This is a genomic window from Streptomyces sp. NBC_00310, from assembly GCF_036208085.1.
Classification (GTDB): Bacteria; Actinomycetota; Actinomycetes; order Streptomycetales; family Streptomycetaceae; genus Streptomyces.
Map to the genome: position 1 here is coordinate 1,014,277 of NZ_CP130714.1, position 15,557 is coordinate 1,029,833.

The following is a 15,557-nucleotide window of genomic DNA, read 5'->3' on the forward strand; positions in this document are numbered from 1 at the left end:
GGGCAGGGCACCTGGCCTGCGCATCGGCAGGGCTGGGGCGAATCCCGTGACCTCATCACCACCGGGCGCTGGAAAATGCGCACGTGCTGCGAGGCCCGCGGTTGGTCACGCCGGGCAGTCTCGCATCATCGGCATCAGTTCTGGGAGGGAGAGTTTTCTCCCTGGATGTTTCTCTCCCAGAGGGAACTCCGCCGTCTTTCCCGCCGGAGGGAAAGCTGTCGAATACAAGCACCGGAAGCACGGACCTGGGCAGTAGGCAAAGGTGCAGAACGGTGTCAGTGAGCGTCGGATGCACGTGCGGGCGAGTGTGCCGTCCAGGAGGAGAGCAAACGCAGGTTGTCGTGCGATGCCGTACCGGGTTCGGCGGTCCAGATCACCAGTTGCTGCTCGGCATCGGTGGCGCAGGTGAAGCTGTCCCAGTCGAGGGTGATCTCCCCCACGAGCGAGTGCCGCAGAGTCTGTGTTCCCACGCTCAGCGCCGTGGCGTACTCGGCACCCCACCATCGTCGGAAGTCGGCGTCGGCCACGGACAGTTCACCCACCAGTTCGGCCAGCCGCGTGTCTCCAGGGCATTTGGCGCCCTCCATCCACAGCTGCGTGACGCAGGCATGGGCGACACGCTCCCAGTCCGGGTACAGCTCCTTCACCGTCGGCTCGGCGAAGAGGAGCCGGATGAAGTTCCGCTTCTTCCCCCGCAGCAGGGAGAAGTCGGTGAACAGGTTGGCTGCCGACGGGTTCCACGCGAGGATGTCCATGTACCGCCCCAGTACCAGCGCCGGGGTGAACGGGATGTCGTCCAGGAACCGTTGCACCTGGGGCTGGACCTTCTGGGCCGGCCGCCGACAGACCTTGACCCCTACATGGCCGGCCAGCTCGAACAGGCGATCCCGCTGTTCGTCGTTCAGGTGCAGGACGCGGACGAGCGTCGCGAGCACGGCCGCCGACGGTCCTGTGCGCCCCTGCTCCAGGCGGGTGTAGTGAGGACTGCTGAGCCCGGCCAGCCGGGCGACCTCGTCCCGCCGCAGACCGGGCACTCTTCGTGGCCCTCCGGTCTCCGGCAGCCCGACCGTGCGCGGACTCAACTCCGCTCGCCGGGCTTTGAGGAATTCACCCAGCTCCTTCAAATGTATGCTGCTTTCCATGCAAGTAACTGTCGCATGAAACCTTCGAATTATGAGGGGGTCGATTCTATCCCAGGATGCCTTGCCCTCCCGGTAATTCACGCCACTCCGCCGCCGACAGCTCACGGACGAGAGCAGCAGCTTGCTGCGGATGGCGCCGCTGAGACGGCGGGAAGGGGGGAGGGTTTCCTCTCTGGATGATGTACTCCCCGGATGGAACTCTCCCCTTTGCGGGCAGACGCGACACCGGCAAGGTCATTGGCAGGGCCGGAGACCGGCTCCGGCCACCGGATCCTTTCCGGACTTCATGGAATTTCCGAGTGCTGCGTGCGGGAGGCGAGATGGACGTGAGGGCCGAAGTCACGTTCCCCAGCAGCGGCATGCCGCTGGCCGGGCACCTCTACACCCCCGATGTACGTGGCGGTGCACCGGAATCCCTGCCCGCGATCGTGATTGCCCACCCATGGGGCGGCGTCAAGGAGCAGACGGCTGGCCTCTATGCGCGACGGCTGGCCGCCCTCGGCTTCGCCGCCCTCGCTTTCGACGCGGCCTTTCAGGGCGAGAGCGAAGGGGAGCCACGCTTCTTGGAAGATCCCTTCCAGCGCGCCGGGGACGTGACCAACGCCGTCAGCTACCTGACCACGCGTCAGGAGGTCGATCCGGGCCGCATCGGCGCGCTGGGCATCTGCACCGGCGGGGCCACGTCGCGTACTCCGCCGCGACCGACCACCCCGTCGAGGCCGTTGCCACCGTCAGCGCCGTCGACATCGGCAGCCTGCTGCGCGACAGGCTCGGCCGCACGCGTGACCCCGCCGCGTTCCGGGAAGTGGTGGCCCGGGCAAGGCAGCTGCGTACGGAAGAGCCCCTGGGCGTGCCTGCCCGCGAACACATCCTCCCCGAGGAGGTCGACGAGTCCCCGCTGCCCATGTCCGCGAAGGACATGACTACTACCGCACCCCTCGTGGCGGGCATCCTCGTTCGGAGAACGCGTGGGTCCTACGCAGCGCGGACCGGATAGCGCAGAACGACTCGTTCGCCAGGATCGACCACCTCGCACCTCGTCCGCTGCTGATGATCGCGGGTACCGAAGCCGCCACGGCCTACTTCAGTCGCGAGGCCGTCGAGCGCGCGGCCGGTCCGAAGGAGCTGTTCCGGGTGGAGGGCGCGAGCCATTTTGATCTCTACGACAAGGACGAGTTCGTGACCGTCGCCGTCGCGAATCAGACCTCGTTTTACACCAGCCACCTGGGCAGATCCCAAGCCATACACGCGAGCAACGGAGCTCGTTGGTACAGGCAGTCGACAAAGACAGCTGAGCCCCGTTGCCCCGTCATTGTGCCCTGCCCTCGAACCCGTGGATCACTCACCCGCACCTCCCTCGGCCTCCCGGGACGACCGGCACTCCGCCCCAGCCGCGCGGCGCCGACACCGCATCCCGGCCCTGCTCCAGGAAAACCCCACGCATCTTTGGCAGCCCCGCAACATCGCCGGCTAAATCGGCGATGTCACTCTGGAAACCACGACAGACAACAGAATCGGTGGGCCGCCAGCGGCCTCATCCACAAACTCGGCCCCGCCCCTACGCCGCAACACCATGGTCACCAGCCCCACTTGCGTGACCTGCGAAAACGCTAACTACCCGGCCTTGGGTCAAGGCCCGACGCCGGCCTGACCCGGGGCTGGGTCATGATGGCCATCGGTCTCGGGTTGGCCGCGCTCTTCGGCTTCGGCGTGACGGGCTGGTACGACCGCAGGAGGCTGCATCGCATCCCAGACGAGACGAAGCACGAGAAGGCTGCTGTCTCGGCGTAGCGGAACGCGCTCATGGATCATCCCAGACAGGGCCATTTGTGCGGAGTGGCCCCCAGTGTGCGGAGCCCTGTGGGGACGGGAGGCGCGCACACTCCAAGAGTTCGGCGACGGTTCTCCAGGAGCCGTCGCCGAGCTCTGCGCTTCGACCCGGGTGTCCGTTCGGCCGCGCACCCTGTGCCGGACACCACCGGAGCAACTTCGGGAAACCGATCGGTTTTCTTTTTCCTGAAATCGAGTTAACCTCGCTGTATGACAACCCAGGCGAAGGCGACTCCCCGAGAGCGGCTGCTGGAGGCAGCGGCCACGCTCACCTATCAAGACAGTGTCGGCATCGGCGTGGAGGCGCTGTGCAAGGCCGCAGGGATGTCGAAGCGTTCCATGTACCAGCTCTTCGAGAGCAAGGACGAACTACTGGCGGCGAGCCTGGAAGAGCGCGCCACTGCCTTCGCGGCACGACTCCTGCCCGCGGCGGATGACGACCGTCCGCCGCGCGAGCGGATCCTGCACGTCTTCGAGCAGGTGGAGTTGCAGGCGGGCGCGCCGGAATTCCGAGGCTGTCGCTACCTTGCCGTGCAGATCGAGCTCAAGGATGAAAGCCATCCTGCGAGCCAGGTGGCCCGACGCGTCAAGGTGAATCTGACGGCTTTCTTCCGCGCCGAGGCCGAACAGGGCGGGGCGAGCGATCCCGACCTGTTGGCCCGGCAGCTCAGCCTGATCTTCGACGGCGCCAGTGCCCGCGCGGGAATTGGGGTCGACAACTTGGCCGGGCTCATCGCGGCCACCGTGGGCACCCTGCTCGACAGTGCAGGCGTGCGTTGACTCACCTCGCGGTTGGTGCCACCAGGGTGCGCCAGTCACGACCCAAACTCCACCAGCTGTTGCAGATCTAAACGCCCGAGCTGTTGGCCGGAGTCGTCGCCCTCACCGTGCGACACGCCCCTGCCGGCCGGGGAGCCCGCCGCACGCAACGTCTATATCAAACCGAACATGAAGGATGGAAATGGCCGAGTTCCCCCACTTCAACGCTCCCAATGCGGTGTCCGGTGCTGATCGCGCAGACGCCATCGAACTCGTCAATCGCGTGAACTGGCTCTTCGACATCTGGGACGTCGATCGGATCATGGATTTATTTCTTCCCGACGCCGTCACCAGGCACCCGTACGGAGTGGTCAGCGGGCGGACCGCTCAGCGCAAATTTCTCGAAGGGTACTACCCGCTGATTCCAGGCGTCAGCCGGCATGCGACGAACCACATTGTCGACGCTGACGGAGACGACCTAGTGGTGCGTTACTACAATCTTCTGGTCCGATACGCGATGCCAGACGATGCTGAGACGGTACGTGTCGCGACGGAGATGGTGGGCAACGACGACGGCCTGCCGGCGATCTGGATCACCTCTCCCATGATGGATCGGATCCGCCGAACCAACGAGGGCTGGAAGATCGCCGAACGACTCGTGGGCGGCACCGTTCGTAGTGACCGGTTGACACCGCAACAGGGATGACCAGCCGCTCCGAGGAAGCGGCCGACAGCGGGGCGAAGCCCACGCTGGGCGGCTTCCTTGTGGCGGCGTTCCGAAACGGACCAGGACCACGCCGCACTGGGCGGTACGGCGATGCCGTACGCGGACGAGGAGCACCGCGCCGCCCCCCAGGAGCACCGCGACCATGGCGACGCCCGCGAGCACGGCGCTTTGGGCACCGGTGGAGGCGAGGTTGCCGGTCGGCGAAGTGCCGCCGCCGCTGCCGCCGGTCGACGAGGTTCCGCCGGTTCCGGAGCCGGTGGAGCCCGAGTCCGTCGCCGAGGCCGAGGCACTCACGGAGTCCGACGGGGACGGGGTGGTCGTCGGTGTCGCCGGCGGCTCGTTCCCCTCGCCCGGCTTCACGGTCGACGGGTCCACGTCGTCGCCGACCACCCAGGCGAGGGTCTGCGTGTCGCTGACCTTCGTGCCGTCGGCCAGGGTGGCGCTGACGGTGAAGGTGGTGCGGTAGACGCCCTCGGCCGCAAAGGCCCAGACGGTGTGGCGGTGGGTCGGCACGGACAGGTCCAAGCTGTCCGGCAGCCCGTCCCCGCTGTGGGCGTGCATGTTGACCGAGCCGACTGAGCCCCTGCTGGCCACCAACCACCTGGCCCGCGCCCTGTACGCGCCCCTCCTGGCCGACCCGCGCCGCCCCGCCAACGCCGCCCGGTTCATCTACCTCGACCCCGCCGCCCGCGACTTCTTCCCCGACTGGGACAGCACCGCCGACGGCATCGCCGCCATGCTCCGCGCCGAAGCCGGCCGGAACCCCTACGACAAAGACCTCAGCGACCTCATCGGGCAACTCTCCACTCGCAGCGAGATCTTCCGGAAACGCTGGGCCGACCACAAAGTCCGCCGCCGCCACAGCGCCGGTGCCAAGAAGCTCCACCACCCGGTCGTCGGAGACCTCGAACTCCACTTCGAAACCATGACCCTGACGTCCGACCCCCGGCCTCACCCTCGTCATCTACACCGCCACCCCCAACACCCCCAGCGCCGACGCCCTCCGCCTCCTCGCCACCTGGGCCGCCACCCAAAACCAGCCCGCCCCCGACCTCCACGACCATCGCCCCTGACCAGCCGGTCCGGGATCGTCAAACGAACGGTGCAGCGTAATCGGGCGAGTACAAGCGGGACGCGATCGAGCTCGTGTGGTCGTCTGGCCGGACGGTGACCGACGTCGCCCGGGTGCTCGGGATCAGTTCGGAGTCCCTGCGGGACTGAGTGAAGAAGGTTCGCGCCGCCCAGGACACCGGATCAGTCCTCGCCGCCCGGCTGGCCGCCTGGAACCCGGCTGCGTGATCCACAGCGGCCGCGGATCCGGCGAAACCTCCGGACAACTCCACGACACAATCGCAAGTTGGGACGCCGGCAGAGCGTGCGCCGGACCGGGAGCCGATTCGGCAACGCCGCTGCGGAGGGCTTCTGGGCCGTACAGGTGAGATGGTCGTCGACGACCATCGCGTCGTTGACCGTGGCGTCGGTCGTAACGACGTGGGTGATCAGATGCGGGAGCTGTGACTGTTGGGGGTTATAGCTCTCGCTGAAGTGGACTCCGCAGCCCACCCAGGCGGATCCGCGTTTCCTCGCGTACCGGGCATCGGGGTCATAGGTAGTGGCGATCAGCTGTCCAGCAGCCGGGCCAGGAGCGTGCTGGTGATCGCTCTGCGGTGGCGCAACAATCCCTGTCAGGTTGGCGCCGTCGTCATCGCGGAGAATCGGCGCCGGGCAGGCCGAAGTGTGATTCGGCCTGCCCGGGGTCATTGCCGTTCGGGGGTGTCGTGCGCGTCTCAGACGACCATCCACTGCTGGTTCGTGCCGGAGGTGCAGGTCGACTGGGCCAGGGCCGCGCCGTTGGCGGTCGACGCCCCGGCGACCTGGAGGCACTTGCCGCTGCCCACGTTGGTGAAGGTGACGTAGCCTCCGATCACCGCGGTCCTCGTCCACAGTTGGTGCGAGGCGCCGGTGCACGTCGACTGGACGGCCGTCGCGCCATCGGCGGTGGAGGCGCCGGAGATCTGCAGGCACTTGCCGCTGTTGACGTTGACGAGCTGGTAGTTGGAGCCGACTGCGGTGGGCACCCACTGCTGGTTGGCGCCGGAGTTGCAGTTGCCGGAGCTCACCGCCGCGCCGTCGGCCGTGCTCAGGGACCAGACGTCCGCGCACTTGGCGCTGTTGCGGTTCAGCAGGTGGTTGTTCGCGGCGCCGAGCGGACTGGCGATGACGGGCCAGCCGTTCGCGAAGGTCACCTGGCGGATGTCGAGGGTCTCGCGCCCGGAGTTGTCGCCGTCGTAGTAGTGGTAGGCGAGGAACTTGGACGAGCCGTCGTCATAGGCGTCGGCGCCGCCGGCGGCCACACGGGGATAGGCGCCGGTCAGGACGGTGGTTCCGCCGTTGGAAGCCATGTCCGTGCCGTTCTGGTCGAGGTACGGCCCTGTGATGCTGGTGGAGCGGCCGACCACGGTGTAGTAGGTGCTGTTGGTCCCGTTGCAGCAGGTGCCTTTGGAGCCGAGGAGGTAGTAGTAGCCGCCGTTGAGGATGATCGTCGGGTTCTCAATGTTGATGGCGATGCGCCAGAGGTTGTGGTCGGTGGTGGACAGCTTGCCGGTGGACTGGTCCAGGACGTGCATGTAGGTGCCGGAGCCGGTCCAGGAGCCCCAGGAGATGTACAGCCGGCCGTCCGGGCCCCAGTCGACGTTGGGGTCGATGGGGTAGTTGACGTCGGTGACCATGCCCTGGTCGGTCCAGGGGCCCTCGATGTTCGTGGCGGTGGCCAGGCCCATCACGGCGTAGTTCGAGCCCCAGCGGGAACCGGCGTAGTACAGGTGATACTTGCCGTTGAATTGCTTGATCTCCGGGGCCCAGATGTTCGGCGGGGTCGCACCGAGCTTCTCGGTGATCCAGGACGGGGTCGACTCCCAGATGTTCCCCACCTTCGTCCATCCGGATGCCGCGGTGCCGCCGCACGTCTTGCGGAGGGTGATGGCTCCGCTGGGGTTGAGCGAGTCGTTCTCGAACCCGGTGGAGAAGCCGTAATAGCAGCTGCCCACCTTGATGACGCTCGGGTCGTGCATACGGACGTCACCGCTGAGCGCCTGGGCAGGGGAGGCGGTGACCAGGCCGAGGAGGGTCAGAAAGACGACCAGGACCGCGGCGAGTGCGGGCCGGCCGCGTCTTGCGCGTGTCCCGGGACGCGGCCCGGGGTGGCTGTGGACGCGCATGCGAAACTCCTTTGTATCGCTGTGGAGGGGCGGGCGATCATCCCCCTGGGTCTCGGTCGTTTCGGGCAGCGCCGCGTGCCGTGGGAAGCCCATCGAGGGCGGAGCAGTGCGCGGACGCGAACCGGGCCGGCGGTTCCGCTGGACGCGTCGCCGCAGGGGACGTGTGTGGGACCAGGTTCCGGTCCGCCTCGGCACAGCCGAGACCGCAACCGAGGGGTCCTGGGGGCCGGCTAGCTGTATTGCCCTGTGAGGTTGGGGACGCGGCTGGCGGGTGGTTTGCCTGCGAGCGCGGTGTGTCCGCGGTGGTGATTGTAGGTGTGCAGCCAGTCGGGAAACGTCTCGCGTCGTTCGGCTTCTGAGCGGTAGGGGCGGGCGTAGGCCCACTCGTCCAGCAGGGTGCGGTTGAAGCGTTCGACCTTGCCGTTCGTCTGCGGCCGGTAGGGCCGGGTTCGCTTGTGGGTGATCCCGGCCGCGGTGAGCAGGTCGCGCCAGTCGCGTGAGCGGTAGCAGGAGCCGTTGTCGGTCAGGACGCGTTCGACGGTGATCCCCGCCTGGGTGAAGAACGCCTGGGCGCGGGTCCAGAAGCCGGTGGCGGTCTCGGGCCTTCCCCCGTGAAGGTGGGCACGCGGTTATTGATCACGCCGCGAGCGTGAGTTTAGCGGTGTGGTGTCGGCGTTCGTATTCGTTGGGGCTGATGTGGCCGTTGGCGGAGTGCCGGCGGCGGGTGTTGTAGCGGGTCAGCCAGGCAAATACCGTCTTTCTGCAGGTGCCGGCGTCGCCGTAGTCGCGAGCGCCCTGGAGAGTCTCGCGTTTCAGGGACGCGTGGAAACTCTCGCAGGCCGCGTTGTCCGCGCTGGTGCGGACCGCACCCATCGACCGGGTCACCCCGAGCTGGTCGCAGAGGCCGGCGAAGGACCGGGAGCCGTACTGGGCGAGTTCAACCAGTCGTTGCAACACCGGGCTGTTGCAGCGAGCGTAGCTGCTCTTCGAAGACCTCGGCGGGTGTCCGCCAGCCGAGGGTCTTGCGGGGCCGGTTGTTGATCGCCATGGCGACGGCTTCGAGGTCCGTGGACGACCACCGGGACAGATCGGTGCCCTTCGGGAAGTACTGACGCAGCAGCCCGTTCGTGTTCTCGTTCGTCGGTCGTTGCCAGGGTGAGTGGGGATCGGCGAAGAACACCTTCGTCCCGGTATCGATGGCGAACTGGGCGTGGCCGGAGAGTTCCTTTCCGCGGTCCCAGGTGAGGGTTTTGCGTAGCTGCTCGGGCAGCTGCGTCATCGACGTCGTGAGCGCCGCGTTCATCGCGATCGCGCCATAGCCCCCGAGTGAGGTGCCGTTCTTCACGGGCGGATTCTCGCCCCAGCCCTCGAGCCGGGGCAGGTGCACCAGGAGCGTGGAGCGGCTGCTGCGCTCGACCAGCGTGCCGATCGCGGAGCGACCCGTCCCGATGATCAAATCGCCTTCCCAGTGTCCGGGGACCGCGCGGTCTGCGGCCTCGGCGGGGCGTTCGCTGAGGATGACGTCCGCGGTGACATGCCCCTGCGGTTTGTTCTGTGACCGTGCACGGGGAGTCCGCAGCGCCCGGCCGGTGCGCAGACACGTGACCAGTTCCCGCTTGAGCGCGCCACGGCCCTCGATGAACAGCGCCTGGTAGATCGCTTCGTGGCTGATGCGCATGGACTCATCATCGGGGAAGTCGACATGGAGACGGTGCGAAATCTGCTCCGGGCTCCATGCCGTCGCCCATCGTCTGTCCTGCCGGTGCGGCTTGTTCAGCCCTTTCCATGCGGGCGTCCTGGGCCCGGCGACGATCGTGTTGTCGGGGCGGCGGACACTGCCGACGAGCCGGTCCTGCACGTACTCACGCAACCTGTCGTTGCCTGTGAGCTTCGCGGTCCTCGGGCGCTTGGCGGCCTGCTGTGCTTTCCACTGGGCGACCGTCGCGCGGTACTCCTGCTTGCCGCCGCGCGTGGCGGCGTTGCGGCGCAGTTCGCGAGAGATCGTTCCGGGGTCACGCCCCAGGGCGCGGGCGATCTCGCGCACGCCCTTGTTCATCGCCCTGAGGATCGCGATCTCCTCGCGCTCCTCGAACGCGAGGTACCGGCCCGTGGGCTCGGCCAACGAGATCGGAGGCATGCCGCCAGCGTGACGAAACCACCTCGCACCCACCGGCCACGACACGCCGACCGCCAACGACGCCTCCACCGTCGTGACCCCCGTGGCGATCAGCCGCCAGAACTGGCGCTGCACGACTCGAGACGGATCAGGCCGCCCCGGCGAACGCATCGCCGGCCGCAACGCACGATCAGCGCGCCACTGCCGACGCCGACCCTCCGGAACATCGCTGGTCTTCAAACTCCAGTCCGCCGTGGCCACGTCGCACACCTCCGAGATCAAAGTGTTGCGACGACCAGTTGAATCCACCCTGGGCCCCATGGTCGGAGTGGAACACGGCACCGTCCAGGCCACCTCGGGTCGAGGCCGCCATCCGCAGTGCGTCGGCGACCAGACTGGTGCGCATGTGGTCGGCGATGGACCAGCCGACGACCTTGCGGCTGAAGCAGTCCAGCACGGTCGCGAGATAGAGGAACTCCCCGCCTGCCAGCGGGAGATACGTGATGTCGCCCATGTATTTGCGCCCCGGCTCGGTGGCGGTGAAGTCCCGCTGGAACAGGTCCGGGACCGGTGAGGTGGCCGGGTCCGGGACGGTGGTGCGCACGCGTCTGCGCAGGCGGATTCCGGTGATGGAGAACGCCCGCATGATCCGGGCGACCCGCTTTTCGTTGACCCGCCGCCCTTTCCCGCGGAGCTCGGCGGTCACTCGCGGGGAGCCGTAGGCTCCGCCGGACTCGCCGTGGACCTCGCGGATCTCCTCGGCCAGGACCCGGTCCTGCCGCTGCCGGGCGGCCCGGGCCTCGGCGCCGGCGAGCCACTTGTAGTAGCTGGACCGGTTCACGTCCAGGACCTGGCAGAGCCGCTTCACCTCGTAGGTGTCCCGGTGGTCGTCAACGAACTGGAAGCGGGTCCTCACCAGTTCGTCTCCCCGGCGAAATACTTGGCCGCCTTGCGGAGGATGTCCCGCTCGGTGGCGAGCTTGCGCTCACTCGCCTCGAGCTCGGCCACCCGCGCCTCCAGCTGCCGCACCCGCTCGTGCGGATCAGCGGACGCCGCCGCCTCCCGAGGCCGGGCGGCCGGCTTCGCAGCCGCGGCGCTGACGCCACGGCGTTCGCGCTCACGCAGCACCCACTCACGCAGGGTCGCCCGGTTGACGCCCAGGTCAGCGGCGACGCTCTTGTACGTCGCCCCGGGTGTGGACTCGTACAGGGCCACGGCATCGGCCTTGAACTCGTCCGAGTAGTCCTTCATCGCCATCGGCGGGTCTTCTCGCTTCCTCCGGATCAAGCAGATCCAGTATCAGCGTGTCCACCACCCAGGGGGAGGCCCCGACATCGCGGAGATCCACCACCAAGCACTCATGATGCTCGCTCACGAGATCTTCGACCCCGAGACCAATCGAAGAGTGCTTGTCGACCACGCCTTCATCGTGGCCGGCGGCGAGATCACCAAGGCGGCGCGGAATTGGCTGGGGAACGCATTGGACGCGTCCAGGCGCAGCCAGATCCTCTTCATGGACCGGGACGACATCCTGAACCAGTACGTCGTAGCGAATCTGCCTTTGCCGGCCGACGCTCCTTCCCGCGCGCCCGCCGTCAGCCCTCTCGGCAGCTCTGACGAAGGCCTTTCTCAGGTACTGCCAGCAGATTCTTCGTCTGCTGGTGGTACAGCGGCGACGCGTCGCTGACCTGCGCACATGGCGGCTATCGGCAGCTCGTCGGAGTCGTTGGCCCGGGAATGGTCCGGATCTTGCTTTGCCCGGGGAGGCCGCCTGGTGGTAGCCAGCGGTCGGGCTCCGCGGCAACTGCTCGTACTTCCGGCCAGGCAGTGGCACCGGTGGCCAACACTGCCCTGCACGCTGTTACTGCAGGGCGACGTCCGCTAGCCGTGGCCGCAGGCGGGTGGCCAAGCGCTCACTTGTGGTTCAGGTGCATTACCGGTAGTTCGTTAAATCCGGTGGTGGCATGGATTGACGACAGGTCGGGTTGGCCGTAAGCCGGTGGTAGGAATCAACCGCGCTGCTGGGGGCTGAAGATGACCGCTCGCCGTCCGTGTCCGCCTGCGCCGGGGCCGCTGGAGGAGTACGCGGCCCGGTTCGACGACCTCTTCTTCAGCCTGGCCCAGCGGCGAGGGTTTCGTGAGTATCTGACCGGGCTGCTGGCGCCGCGGGAGCGGAACAAGACGATCACCTGCCTGGCAGGGGCGGAGCCGGTGGCCGGTGCGGGGCAGCCGGGGGTGCAGCGGCTGCAGTTCTTCCTGTCCGAGTCGCCCTGGGAGGCCGAGCAGATCAACGACCGGCGGCTTGAACTGCTGCGCGAGGAGCTGGCGACGGCTCCGCACGACGGCGGGGTGATCGTGATCGACGATTCCGGGGACCGCAAGGACGGCCGAGCGACCGCGAATGTGGGCCGGCAGTGGCTGGGGCGGCTGGGCAAGACGGACAACGGCATCGTCACGGTGACCACGGTGTGGACCGACGGTCGCGTGTACTACCCGCTGCACGCGACTCCCTACACCCCTGCCCACCACTTCGCCCGCGGCCGGGCCGATCCGGCTTTCCGCACGAAACCACAGCTGGCCGCTGACCTCGCGGCCCGGGGCAAGGAGGCCGGTTTCGGCTGCCGGGCGGTGGTCGCCGACTGCGCCTATTCCGTCAGCGACACCTGGTATCTGGCACTGCGCGAGGCCGGCCTGGCCTACGTGGTGGCGCTCAAGCCGCGCCGCGGCACCTGGGCCCGCACCGACCAGCCGCATACCCCCATCGAAGCCGCCCACGCCCTGACCTGGAAGGATGCAAGGCGTCCCGGCGACTGGACGGCCGTGGAGCGTCACTTCCGCGACGGGCACACCGAGACCTGGTGGGCCGCCGATGCCCGACTGGGTGGCTACGGCCCCGACTCATCCTGCCGCCTGGTCGTGGCCATCACCGACCCGGCCGGCCTGCCGGAGAAGGCCACCTGGTACCTGGCCACCAACCTGCCCCACCCCGACGCACCCCACGCAGCCACCAGCCCGCACCCGCCCGCCGACCTCGCCGAAATCGTCCGCCTCTACGGACTGCGGCCCTGGATCGAGCAGAGCTACAAGCAGATCAAGGACGAACTCGGCTGGGCCGACTTCCAAGTCCGCTCCGACCGCGCCATCCGCCGCCACCAGACCCTGGTCAACTGCGCCTTCTCCTTCTGCTGGGACCAGTGGTTCACCCCACCTGGACCCCTGGATGCCACCGCGCCGGACCCCTGCCCCGACGAGGGGGGGCCTCCCCCTGGGTGGTGGACACGCTGATACTGGATCTGCTTGATCCGGAGGAAGCGAGAAGACCCGCCGATGGCGATGAAGGACTACTCGGACGAGTTCAAGGCCGATGCCGTGGCCCTGTACGAGTCCACACCCGGGGCGACGTACAAGAGCGTCGCCGCTGACCTGGGCGTCAACCGGGCGACCCTGCGTGAGTGGGTGCTGCGTGAGCGCGAACGCCGTGGCGTCAGCGCCGCGGCTGCGAAGCCGGCCGCCCGGCCTCGGGAGGCGGCGGCGTCCGCTGATCCGCACGAGCGGGTGCGGCAGCTGGAGGCGCGGGTGGCCGAGCTCGAGGCGAGTGAGCGCAAGCTCGCCACCGAGCGGGACATCCTCCGCAAGGCGGCCAAGTATTTCGCCGGGGAGACGAACTGGTGAGGACCCGCTTCCAGTTCGTTGACGACCACCGGGACACCTACGAGGTGAAGCGGCTCTGCCAGGTCCTGGACGTGAACCGGTCCAGCTACTACAAGTGGCTCGCCGGCGCCGAGGCCCGGGCCGCCCGGCAGCGGCAGGACCGGGTCCTGGCCGAGGAGATCCGCGAGGTCCACGGCGAGTCCGGCGGAGCCTACGGCTCCCCGCGAGTGACCGCCGAGCTCCGCGGGAAAGGGCGGCGGGTCAACGAAAAGCGGGTCGCCCGGATCATGCGGGCGTTCTCCATCACCGGAATCCGCCTGCGCAGACGCGTGCGCACCACCGTCCCGGACCCGGCCACCTCACCGGTCCCGGACCTGTTCCAGCGGGACTTCACCGCCACCGAGCCGGGGCGCAAATACATGGGCGACATCACGTATCTCCCGCTGGCAGGCGGGGAGTTCCTCTATCTCGCGACCGTGCTGGACTGCTTCAGCCGCAAGGTCGTCGGCTGGTCCATCGCCGACCACATGCGCACCAGTCTGGTCGCCGACGCACTGCGGATGGCGGCCTCGACCCGAGGTGGCCTGGACGGTGCCGTGTTCCACTCCGACCATGGGGCCCAGGGTGGATTCAACTGGTCGTCGCAACACTTTGATCTCGGAGGTGTGCGACGTGGCCACGGCGGACTGGAGTTTGAAGACCAGCGATGTTCCGGAGGGTCGGCGTCGGCAGTGGCGCGCTGATCGTGCGTTGCGGCCGGCGATGCGTTCGCCGGGGCGGCCTGATCCGTCTCGAGTCGTGCAGCGCCAGTTCTGGCGGCTGATCGCCACGGGGGTCACGACGGTGGAGGCGTCGTTGGCGGTCGGCGTGTCGTGGCCGGTGGGTGCGAGGTGGTTTCGTCACGCTGGCGGCATGCCTCCGATCTCGTTGGCCGAGCCCACGGGCCGGTACCTCGCGTTCGAGGAGCGCGAGGAGATCGCGATCCTCAGGGCGATGAACAAGGGCGTGCGCGAGATCGCCCGCGCCCTGGGGCGTGACCCCGGAACGATCTCTCGCGAACTGCGCCGCAACGCCGCCACGCGCGGCGGCAAGCAGGAGTACCGCGCGACGGTCGCCCAGTGGAAAGCACAGCAGGCCGCCAAGCGCCCGAGGACCGCGAAGCTCACAGGCAACGACAGGTTGCGTGAGTACGTGCAGGACCGGCTCGTCGGCAGTGTCCGCCGCCCCGACAACACGATCGTCGCCGGGCCCAGGACGCCCGCATGGAAAGGGCTGAACAAGCCGCACCGGCAGGACAGACGATGGGCGACGGCATGGAGCCCGGAGCAGATTTCGCACCGTCTCCATGTCGACTTCCCCGATGATGAGTCCATGCGCATCAGCCACGAAGCGATCTACCAGGCGCTGTTCATCGAGGGCCGTGGCGCGCTCAAGCGGGAACTGGTCACGTGTCTGCGCACCGGCCGGGCGCTGCGGACTCCCCGTGCACGGTCACAGAACAAACCGCAGGGGCATGTCACCGCGGACGTCATCCTCAGCGAACGCCCCGCCGAGGCCGCAGACCGCGCGGTCCCCGGACACTGGGAAGGCGATTTGATCATCGGGACGGGTCGCTCCGCGATCGGCACGCTGGTCGAGCGCAGCAGCCGCTCCACGCTCCTGGTGCACCTGCCCCGGCTCGAGGGCTGGGGCGAGAATCCGCCCGTGAAGAACGGCACCTCACTCGGGGGCTATGGCGCGATCGCGATGAACGCGGCGCTCACGACGTCGATGACGCAGCTGCCCGAGCAGCTACGCAAAACCCTCACCTGGGACCGCGGAAAGGAACTCTCCGGCCACGCCCAGTTCGCCATCGATACCGGGACGAAGGTGTTCTTCGCCGATCCCCACTCACCCTGGCAACGACCGACGAACGAGAACACGAACGGGCTGCTGCGTCAGTACTTCCCGAAGGGCACCGATCTGTCCCGGTGGTCGTCCACGGACCTCGAAGCCGTCGCCATGGCGATCAACAACCGGCCCCGCAAGACCCTCGGCTGGCGGACACCCGCCGAGGTCTTCGAAGAGCAGCTACGCTCGCTGCAACAGCCCGGTGTTGCAACGACTGGTTGAAC

16 protein-coding genes and 4 pseudogenes are annotated in these 15,557 nt (G+C 67.9%); 12 read left to right on the plus strand and 8 right to left on the minus strand.

The features are described 5' to 3' along the window. Positions 1–275: 275 nt before the first annotated feature. Complete coding sequence (locus OG202_RS04480) at positions 276–1,142, minus strand: helix-turn-helix domain-containing protein (protein WP_327731276.1); 867 nt, start codon at positions 1,140–1,142, stop codon at positions 276–278. A 359-nt stretch (positions 1,143–1,501) separates the two neighbouring features. Here OG202_RS04480 and OG202_RS04485 point away from each other — a divergent pair, with 359 nt between their 5' ends. The 5 genes from OG202_RS04485 to OG202_RS04505 all read left to right on the plus strand — a co-directional run bounded on the left by OG202_RS04485 (position 1,502) and on the right by OG202_RS04505 (position 4,924). Next, entirely contained in the window at positions 1,502–2,065 is a 564-nt protein-coding gene (locus tag OG202_RS04485; RefSeq protein WP_327732355.1) for an alpha/beta hydrolase, read from the plus strand. Positions 2,066–2,807: 742 nt separating this feature from the next. Then, complete coding sequence (locus OG202_RS04490) at positions 2,808–2,933, plus strand: hypothetical protein (protein ID WP_327731277.1); 126 nt, start codon at positions 2,808–2,810, stop codon at positions 2,931–2,933. Between the two features lie 249 nt (positions 2,934–3,182). Continuing rightward, positions 3,183–3,752, plus strand: coding sequence for a TetR/AcrR family transcriptional regulator (locus OG202_RS04495; RefSeq protein ID WP_327731278.1), 570 nt, complete (start codon positions 3,183–3,185; stop codon positions 3,750–3,752). A gap of 181 nt (positions 3,753–3,933) precedes the next feature. Beyond that, positions 3,934–4,437 (plus strand): nuclear transport factor 2 family protein, encoded by a 504-nt coding sequence (locus OG202_RS04500; protein WP_327731279.1) that lies wholly within the window; start codon positions 3,934–3,936, stop codon positions 4,435–4,437. 163 nt (positions 4,438–4,600) lie between these two features. Further along, positions 4,601–4,924: a hypothetical protein gene (locus OG202_RS04505; RefSeq protein WP_327731280.1), complete on the plus strand. Its 324-nt coding sequence runs from the start codon at positions 4,601–4,603 to the stop codon at positions 4,922–4,924. Here the strand turns inward: OG202_RS04505 and OG202_RS46385 are convergent. Then, a pseudogene (locus OG202_RS46385) lies at positions 4,900–5,127 on the minus strand (hypothetical protein); the annotation flags it as partial. The gene OG202_RS04505 and the pseudogene OG202_RS46385 sit on opposite strands and share 25 nt — an antisense overlap. On the opposite strand from OG202_RS46385, the gene OG202_RS04510 reads away from it, so the two are divergent. Together OG202_RS04510 and OG202_RS46390 are read left to right on the plus strand one after the other, a co-directional pair. Further along, positions 5,018–5,629 (plus strand): MmyB family transcriptional regulator, encoded by a 612-nt coding sequence (locus OG202_RS04510; protein ID WP_327731281.1) that lies wholly within the window; start codon positions 5,018–5,020, stop codon positions 5,627–5,629. The pseudogene OG202_RS46385 and the gene OG202_RS04510 sit on opposite strands and share 110 nt — an antisense overlap. Next, positions 5,605–5,679 carry a hypothetical protein gene (locus tag OG202_RS46390; RefSeq protein WP_443052340.1) on the plus strand — a complete coding sequence of 25 codons (75 nt, stop codon included), beginning with the start codon at positions 5,605–5,607 and terminating at the stop codon, positions 5,677–5,679. Before OG202_RS04510 ends, OG202_RS46390 begins: the two co-directional genes overlap by 25 nt. A 566-nt stretch (positions 5,680–6,245) precedes the next feature. On the opposite strand, the gene OG202_RS04515 is transcribed toward OG202_RS46390, so the two are convergent. From OG202_RS04515 to OG202_RS46400, 6 genes and pseudogenes are all read right to left on the minus strand, one after another. Further along, positions 6,246–7,676: a family 43 glycosylhydrolase gene (locus OG202_RS04515; RefSeq protein ID WP_327731282.1), complete on the minus strand. Its 1,431-nt coding sequence runs from the start codon at positions 7,674–7,676 to the stop codon at positions 6,246–6,248. A gap of 230 nt (positions 7,677–7,906) precedes the next feature. Further along, a pseudogene (locus OG202_RS04520) lies at positions 7,907–8,281 on the minus strand (integrase core domain-containing protein); the annotation flags it as partial. A 31-nt stretch (positions 8,282–8,312) separates the two neighbouring features. Continuing rightward, positions 8,313–8,609: pseudogene (locus tag OG202_RS04525) on the minus strand (integrase core domain-containing protein); the annotation flags it as partial. 4 nt (positions 8,610–8,613) lie between these two features. Next, a complete protein-coding gene (locus OG202_RS04530; protein WP_443052335.1) occupies positions 8,614–10,032 on the minus strand; it encodes an IS30 family transposase in 1,419 nt (472 codons plus the stop codon). Further along, positions 9,983–10,708, minus strand: coding sequence for an IS3 family transposase (locus tag OG202_RS46395; RefSeq protein ID WP_443052207.1), 726 nt, complete (start codon positions 10,706–10,708; stop codon positions 9,983–9,985). The genes OG202_RS04530 and OG202_RS46395 overlap by 50 nt, the downstream gene beginning before the upstream one ends. After that, positions 10,705–11,049 (minus strand): transposase, encoded by a 345-nt coding sequence (locus OG202_RS46400; RefSeq protein WP_443052208.1) that lies wholly within the window; start codon positions 11,047–11,049, stop codon positions 10,705–10,707. The genes OG202_RS46395 and OG202_RS46400 overlap by 4 nt, the downstream gene beginning before the upstream one ends. Before the next feature lie 103 nt (positions 11,050–11,152). On the opposite strand from OG202_RS46400, the gene OG202_RS04540 reads away from it, so the two are divergent. The 5 genes and pseudogenes from OG202_RS04540 (at position 11,153) to OG202_RS04555 (ending at position 15,555) form a co-directional block, all read left to right on the plus strand. Continuing rightward, positions 11,153–11,479: a hypothetical protein gene (locus tag OG202_RS04540; protein WP_327731284.1), complete on the plus strand. Its 327-nt coding sequence runs from the start codon at positions 11,153–11,155 to the stop codon at positions 11,477–11,479. Between the two features lie 347 nt (positions 11,480–11,826). Continuing rightward, a pseudogene (locus OG202_RS04545) lies at positions 11,827–13,047 on the plus strand (IS701 family transposase); the annotation flags it as partial. A 72-nt stretch (positions 13,048–13,119) separates the two neighbouring features. Beyond that, a complete protein-coding gene (locus tag OG202_RS46405) occupies positions 13,120–13,464 on the plus strand; it encodes a transposase (RefSeq protein WP_443052208.1) in 345 nt (114 codons plus the stop codon). Next, a complete protein-coding gene (locus OG202_RS46410) occupies positions 13,461–14,186 on the plus strand; it encodes an IS3 family transposase (RefSeq protein WP_443052207.1) in 726 nt (241 codons plus the stop codon). Before OG202_RS46405 ends, OG202_RS46410 begins: the two co-directional genes overlap by 4 nt. Further along, positions 14,137–15,555: an IS30 family transposase gene (locus OG202_RS04555; protein WP_443052335.1), complete on the plus strand. Its 1,419-nt coding sequence runs from the start codon at positions 14,137–14,139 to the stop codon at positions 15,553–15,555. Before OG202_RS46410 ends, OG202_RS04555 begins: the two co-directional genes overlap by 50 nt. The last annotated feature ends 2 nt before the right edge of the window (positions 15,556–15,557 follow it).